Here is a 7489-nt window from a genome sequence, read left to right as displayed (position 1 = left end):
ACGCGCAGTCTTGGAAATATGGTGATTGTCGCCGTTGATGACGACCTCACCCTCAGGAGCGGCGAAACTGACACCACCAGCAGCATCCTGAATATCCGCCACCGCAAACGAATCAGCCTTCTCGACCGTGTTCTTCCACAGATAGACGGCTGTATATGCCGACTCCATAGGATCCGAGGTCACGCGGTTCTGTCCATACATGTCTTTGAAACTGGAGACGAACGTGTTGTTGGTCGGTGTGTCCAGCGTCTGGAAGTAATTCCAGGCAGCCAACTGGCCTGCCACGTTCTGGACACCGATGCTGCGGACCTCTTCCTCACCTACACACATCGACATCACCGGCATGTCGGCAGCTTTGAGGCCGGCATTGGTGTACTCGCGGAAGAAGGCGACAAGCGAATCGCCGACTACGACGTTGAATACAGCATCGGCATTCGCTGTGCGGACCTTGTTGATGATGGTGGAGAAATCCGTCGAACCCAGCGGGGTGTAATCCTCACCGAGGATCTCGATACCGTTCGCGGCCGCGTAGGCCTTGACGATCGCATTCGATGTCCGAGGGAAGACGTAGTCGCTACCGACCAGGTAGAGGGACTTCACGCCCTGCTCCTTGAGATAGTCCAGAGCCGGAATGATCTGCTGGTTGGTCGTCGCACCCGTGTAGAACACGTTCTTCGAGGCCTCGAGGCCCTCGTACTGTTGGCCGTAGTACAGCAGAGCATTGTTGTCCTCGAACACCGGCAGCATGGCCTTGCGGCTCGCAGACGTGTACCCGCCGAAAACGGCTGCGACACAGTCGCTGCTGATCAGCTTCTCGGCCTTCTCCGCGAACACGGTCGGCTCGGACGCCCCGTCCTCGGCCAGCAGATCGAGTTGCTTGCCCAGCACTCCACCGGAGGCGTTGATCTCATCGACGGCCATCGTAATTGCGTCGCGAATGACGGTCTCGTTGATGGCCGTGGGCCCGGACAGCGAGTTGATCGCGCCGATCTTGACGGTGTCGCCGGATGTGTCGACGCAACTCGGGGCGCCCATGGCGCCGTCGGCTGAGGTGCCGTCGCCTGTCCGGCTGCCGCATGACGAAAGTACGAGGGTGGCACCGAGCAGCAGCGCCGTGGCGGCGGTGCGATGTGAGAGACGTTCCATGTCAGAACCTTTCAGGATCAGGTGGTAAACAAGCGGGACGAGTTGGTTTCGTGTTGCATGGCGTAGATTTCGAGCTCCGGGACGAAGGCCATGGCATCGGCCCATTCGGTCCGGATCGCGCGCTGTGCGCATGTGTCGAGAAAGTAGCGGTCGTCGAACAGTTGCTGCTGCACCCACATCGGACCGGCACGTCCGAGACGGACTGCGGCCGAGAGCAATCCGGAGTACGCCGACCTCAGGTAACCCACTACCGCGAGATGCCGATCGATGCCGAGGCATCGATGCACTATCCCTTCGACCACAGCTTGATTTCCCGGCGTCGAGTTGTCGAGTACGCGGGCCAGGTAGTCCAATGCCGCGGTCGGAGCGAGCACACGCTGGGCAACGAGCGCTAATTGTCGCCCGCACAACGTCGAGGACAGGCGGGCCGATTCGGACAGCTTGTGCGTCGACAGGGCCGAATCGAGGGCGAGAGAGTCGTCGATATCCTCGTGACTCCATGCCAATGCGAGAGCGACGGCGTCGAGGGTGGTCACGGACTCGGAGATGTACGACTGAACCAGCGCTGCGATGTCGCGTTCACGCGCTGCGGAATTGCCGGCGAGCCACGCTTCGAGACCGTTCGAGTGTACGAATCGGCCGGAAGGAAATGCGCTGTCGCACAGCTGCATCCAGCTGAGGTAGGCGATGGATCCAGTATCAGTCATGGCTGTGGCCGTGGTGGTGATCGGCGGAGGTGTTAGACCATCCGTTCCGAGCGAGCTCCACCTGCGACACCTGGCCGGTGATGTGCAACGCCTTCAACGTGGCCTCGGCCGTTTCCGGACTCGTCATCAACGGCGTTGCGACGCGCTCTGCCGTGACATCGAGCGGTGCATGCTGGTTACCGAGTAGATAACCGAGTAGCAGAGCTCGTCGCACGGCATCGGCACCGACGTTGTCCGCGAACTGGACGACGATCGCGTCTTCTTCCGGCCGCTCGACCGCGACGATCGTCTCTCCGTCGTCCCACAACACCGTGTCGACTTCGAGAAACGTCCCACGGGGTAGCCGTAACGCCAGTTCACGATCGCCCGCGGTCCGAACGAACTGCCGGTGCTTCTTGGAATCACCCCATGGGATGTGGACCGGGTCCACGATGCGCCCGCTGTACTTCTCGTCCGAGCGGGAGCCGAGAACTTCTGTTGCTTCCATGTCACATCCTTGCTCTGAGGGGGCCGCGACCGAGGACGACGCGTCGAACGTCGGTCCTGAGTGCCTCGTAGGTGGCCTGCATCGTCGGTGCTCGGTCGGTGAGAAATCGGGCCGATATGCCGATCGAGTTCGGCAACATACTGGCCGCGCCCACGACGCCGGGGGTATCGCGCAGAATTGAATTGAAGCCGGTTTTCAATACCTCGAGCTCTCGCTTCGGTGCGACGACGAGCAATGTGGAGTAGTAGTTCGACGCCGCCACAACGCCCGGACCGAAAGGTCGCTCTGCTGGTTCGAGCCGAACGTTGTCGACAGCCTCGATGCTGCCGTCTATCCGAATCGAGGTACGAGATCGATACATGTCGTACAGAAACCGCTCGCCGTGACCGATTCGACCGGACGCAACGCTTTCGGACCCGACGAACACCGAATCGCCTGTCATGTCGAGCGTGACGGTCTGTGAACTTCTCGAACGGGCGTGCGGTATGGATACCTTCGGGACATGTTCGACGAAACTCCCGTCGGACAACGTGAATCGGTAGTCGTGCACGGCCTCGCCGTCGCCTGCGTAGATCTGTGTCGCCGACTGGGTGGTCAGATGCAGTCGAGTGCCGACCCGAGCGTTGACGTCGGTACGGATGCGGTCGCCGGGAAAGACGCCTCCCGTCGGATTCTGAACGCATAGAAAGGCCATGCCGGGATCGTCTGGATCGAGGTACATGGGCACCGTGATCCGTTGAGGGAAACGCTGTTCGAGCGTTGCGATCTGCGTTCGATCGCGCCGGCCGCACACCACATCGACGGCGAGGATGCCCTCGACAATGGGCGCGGACGCGGTCACGTCGAGACATTCGGCGTCAACATCGCGCCCCGTACGACGGTGTCGAATACCTCGTCCAAACCGGAACCGCTGCGCAGATCCGTGAAGACGGTTGGACGGTCCGGTCGTGCTACCGCACAGTCGCTGCGCATGCGATCGAGATCGGCTCCGACCATCGGGGCGAGATCGATCTTGTTCACCACCAACAGATCTGCCTGAAGCAGACCGATTCCTTTCTTACGAGGGATATCGTCCCCCGCTGCCGTGTCGATAACGAAAATCCAGTAGTCGACCAGGTCGGAAGTGAAGGTCGCTGCCAGATTGTCTCCGCCCGATTCGATCAACACCACCGACAGGCCCGGATACGTCTTCTGCAACGTCATCACCGCACTCAGATTGGCCGACGGGTCCTCGCGAATTGCAGTGTGTGGGCACGCTCCGGTTTCGACGCCCGTAACGCGTGCGGGGTCGATCAGACCGCTTCGGCGGACTCGCTGCGCGTCCTCGTCGGTGACCAGGTCGTTCGTGATGACTGCAATATCGATTCCGGACGCGGCGAACATCGGCAGCAGCCGTTCGACGAGTCGTGTCTTTCCGGAACCGACCGGTCCGCCGATTCCGATTCGAGTTGCTTCGTTCATGTAAGTCCCACTCCTATTTGATCGTGTAGCGGCGGCCCAGCGGGACACGCATCATGGGCTGGCTGGTGCACACCTCACCGTCGACCTCGACGCGGTAGGTATCAGGATCGATGGAGATCGAAGGAAGGTAGTCGTTGTGCAGCAGAGACGCTTTACTCAGAGAACGGGCACCGACGCAGGGCACCAAAGGCGTGGACAACCCGAGACGATCACCCAGCCCGTCCGCAATCGCAGCCTGCGCAACGAAATTGACCGAGACATCCGACGGAGTCTTTCCGAATGCTGCCCACTGCGGGCGATATTTCAGCGGCTCGCAGGTCATGAGCGACGCGTTGGACTCGCCCATCACCGACCACGCCGGGAATCCGCCTTTGAACACCACTTCGGGGCGTATTCCGAAAAACTTCGGATCCCACAGCACGATGTCGGCCATCTTCCCGGGTTCGAGTGAACCGACGGTGTGGTCGATACCGAACATCCGTGCCGGATTTATCGTGATTTTCGCAAGATAGCGAAGGATTCTCGCGTTATCGGCGCCAGTGCCGATGTCATCCGCAAGCGGACCACGGGTCGCGCGCATGTGTGACGCCAACTGCCATGTTCGCGCAATTGTCTCACCGATCCTGCCCATGCCCTGGGAGTCGGATCCCATCGCGGAGATCGCACCCATGTCGTGCAGAACATCCTCTGCCGCAATAGTTTCGCGCCTGATACGCGACTCGGCAAAGGCGACATCCTCGGGAATACGTGGGTTGAGGTGGTGGCACACCATGACCATGTCGAGGTGTTCGTCGAAGGTGTTGCGAGTGTAGGGATTCGTCGGATTGGTCGAGGACGGTAGGCAATTGCTCTCACCGACGACACGCATCACGTCGGGTGCGTGGCCGCCGCCCGCACCTTCGGCGTGATAGGTGTGGATGACGCGACCGTCGATGGCTCGCATCGTGTCCTCGAAGAAGCCACCCTCGTTGAGGGTGTCGCTGTGAATCTGAATCTGCAGATCCAGTTCGTCGCCCGCATCCAGGGACGCGCGGATCGCTGCAGCCGTCGCACCCCAATCTTCGTGGATCTTGAAGCCGATTGCGCCTGCGAGACCCTGCTCGATGATCGGGGCCGGGTCGGCTGCACTGCCGTTGCCGAGGAACCCGAAGTTCATCGGGAAAGCTTCGACCGAGCGCATCATTCGAGCGAGGTTGTTCGGACCGGAACTCGTGATGCCGACGGTAACCGGGCCGAGACCTCCACCGATCATCGTGGTGATACCGCTGGAGATCGCTTCTTCCACAAGGCCGGCACTGTCGAAGTGCACGTGCACGTCGATCGCGCCTGCCGTCGCTATCATTCCTTCGCCGGAACGGACGTCGGTTCCGGTTCCGATGATCAACCCCGGGTCGACGCCGTCCATCAGTCTCGGATTTCCTGCATTGCCCACACCGGCGATCTTGCCGTCCTTGATTCCGATGTCGGCCTTGCGAATTCCCAGAATTGCGTCCATCACGAGGACGTTCGTGATGACGAAATCCAGTGCACCGTCGTTGTTGGTGATCGAGTTGTGCACGGCCATGCCTTCGCGCATGGTCTTGCCGCCGCCGAAGACCGCCTCGTCGCCGTAAACAGTGTCGTCTCGTTCCACCTTTGCGATGAGATCTGTATCTGCCAGGCGGATTCGGTCGCCGACAGTGGGGCCGAAGAGCTCGGCGTACTGCCGCCGGGGAATGCGGAGTGCCATCGGGACTCGTTCCTGATTCGTAGTGGGTTGTCAGTCGGTCACGGCGCCGAGGAATCCGGCGGCATTAAGAGCGTGCAATTGTTCGGTGGAGGGGCCCGCCGTGTCGATGGTCGTGTTGGTCATGTTGTTCAGGCCGTAGACCTCTCGGGTTCCGCCGAAGGCGACGAGTTGGACGACGCGTTCTTCCCCGGGCTCGAATCGAACTGCCGTCCCTGCGGGAATGTCGAGGCGCATGCCGTATCCGACGGCTCGCGGAAACTCGAGCGCCCTGTTGACCTCGAAGAAGTGGAAGTGCGAACCGACCTGCACGGGCCGGTCGCCGGTATTGACGACCGAGGCCGTTGCAGTCGCCCGGCCGGAGTTGAGCTCGATCTCTCCGTCCTCGACGAAGAGTTGTCCAGGTTGGACGTCGGGTTCCGAGGTGTTGGTGCCCGGCCTGATGGGATCGTGGATGGTGACGAGCTTCTGTCCGTCATCGAAGAACCCTTCGACCTGCACAGTTCCCACCAGGTCGGCAACGCCCGGCAGCAGGTCGTCCTCGGTGAGCAGGTTTGCACCCGCTTCGGTGGCCTCGGGAACCGTCGCACCGGCACGCGCTGCTTCGACGACCTCGTCGGCGATGAGCGCACGCGCTTCCGGATAGCTCAGCTTCAGCCCTCGGTCTCGGTGCCTACGTGCGAGTTCGGCCGAGAGGAAGAGCATCAGGCGATCCTCGTCCTTGGGCGTCAAATGCACCTGGAACCTCCTTCTTCGAATCTTGATCCCCATATGGAATATCTTCATATGGAAGTAGATTGGATGAACGTAAGGCACAGGCGAAGGTGCTGCAAGTTTCGTCTCCGGTATTCACATACCGGTTACACGCCGGAAATATCAGATGCGAGAAAGAACTTCGAAGTCGTAGCCGTCGGCCCGGGCGAGATGTACGTCGTGGAACCCTTGCGCGCCTTGGTACTCCACGACGCCGCGAGGTCCGTCGTACGCGAGCCCCGCAATCGAGGCTTTGATCGCCGTCATGTCGGTCGACCCGGCCCGCTCGACGAGATGCGCGAGCGTCAACATCCCCTCGTAGCAACTCTCGGCGGTATTGTTCAGAGGCGGCGCGAACGGGCCGTGGAATCCGGCATAGCGACTTTGCAGGTCGATCGTATTGGCTGAGACCAGCGAACGATAGTAGCCGGCAGAGGAATACAGGTTCTCGGTTGCATCGACACCGCTGCCCATCAACATGCTTTCGTCCATCAACGGGCTGTATCTGAGAATGTCTCGATCGAGCCCACGGCTGGCGAATTCGCGATTGAACAACACTGCGTCCTGCCCGACGAGGAACATGGCCACGGCGTCAGGCCTGTCGCGCTCGATGGTGTCGACGAGCGAGGTCAATGCCCGTTCGTCACCGAAGGCTGCGAAACCGATCGAAGACACGGTTATGCCGAGTGTCGGAGCAGCATCGATCACGAATCGAGAGGAAAAATGCGGCCATACGTAATCGTTGCCGACGACTGCCCAGCTGGCCACTGGAAAATTCTCGCGCAGCCAGGCAAGAGCGGGGGCCACTTGGACTGCAGGAACCTCGCCGACGTTGACCACGTCGGCACCAGGCAAGCCCTCGTGTAACGCGGTGAAGACATACGGGATACGACCGGCAACAGCCCCGACGATTGCATCGCGCACCAACGATGTATGCCAACCGGTGACGGCATGGATGTGACCGCGCTCGATCAGGGCGTCGAGTTCACGCGCTACCAGATGAGGCGCTCTGCCGGAATCGAGAACGACCGATGACACTTCTCGCCCGAGGACTCCCCCCTGGGAATTGATCTCGTGGACAGCGAGATCGACCACCGAACGGCACGAAGGCCCGAAAATTCCTCCGGAACCTTGCATCGGAATCGCGACACCGACAGCGAAGCGATCGCCCATGGGCGTCGTGTCGATTATCGTGGTCATCGTGATCCG

Annotated in this window: 8 protein-coding genes; all 8 read right to left on the bottom strand. The window is 60.9% G+C overall.

What is annotated here, in order from left to right; genetic code table 11:
* A partial coding sequence (gene urtA, locus ACOQFP_RS26575) for an urea ABC transporter substrate-binding protein (protein ID WP_421586014.1) occupies positions 1 to 1146 on the bottom strand: 1146 nt, incomplete at its 3' end.
* A 17-nt stretch (positions 1147 to 1163) separates the two neighbouring features.
* Complete coding sequence (locus ACOQFP_RS26570; protein ID WP_421586013.1) at positions 1164 to 1853, bottom strand: urease accessory protein UreF; 690 nt, start codon at positions 1851 to 1853, stop codon at positions 1164 to 1166.
* A complete protein-coding gene (locus tag ACOQFP_RS26565) occupies positions 1846 to 2340 on the bottom strand; it encodes an urease accessory protein UreE (RefSeq protein ID WP_206487619.1) in 495 nt (164 codons plus the stop codon). Before ACOQFP_RS26565 ends, ACOQFP_RS26570 begins: the two co-directional genes overlap by 8 nt.
* Position 2341: 1 nt before the next feature.
* Entirely contained in the window at positions 2342 to 3181 is an 840-nt protein-coding gene (locus ACOQFP_RS26560; protein ID WP_206487621.1) for an urease accessory protein UreD, read from the bottom strand.
* A complete protein-coding gene (ureG, locus tag ACOQFP_RS26555; RefSeq protein ID WP_341244947.1) occupies positions 3178 to 3801 on the bottom strand; it encodes an urease accessory protein UreG in 624 nt (207 codons plus the stop codon). Before ureG ends, ACOQFP_RS26560 begins: the two co-directional genes overlap by 4 nt.
* 13 nt (positions 3802 to 3814) lie before the next feature.
* Entirely contained in the window at positions 3815 to 5530 is a 1716-nt protein-coding gene (gene ureC, locus ACOQFP_RS26550; protein WP_206487625.1) for an urease subunit alpha, read from the bottom strand.
* Positions 5531 to 5560: 30 nt separating this feature from the next.
* Positions 5561 to 6265 (bottom strand): urease subunit beta, encoded by a 705-nt coding sequence (locus ACOQFP_RS26545; protein WP_421586012.1) that lies wholly within the window; start codon positions 6263 to 6265, stop codon positions 5561 to 5563.
* A gap of 138 nt (positions 6266 to 6403) precedes the next feature.
* Entirely contained in the window at positions 6404 to 7480 is a 1077-nt protein-coding gene (locus ACOQFP_RS26540) for a substrate-binding domain-containing protein (protein WP_241256295.1), read from the bottom strand.
* Positions 7481 to 7489: the final 9 nt, after the last annotated feature.

The sequence above is a fragment of the Rhodococcus sp. MALMAid1271 genome (assembly GCF_049195265.1).
Classification (GTDB): Bacteria; Actinomycetota; Actinomycetes; order Mycobacteriales; family Mycobacteriaceae; genus Rhodococcoides.
Note: the sequence above shows the minus strand (reverse complement) of the source record. Positions and strands in the feature narration are given on the sequence as shown.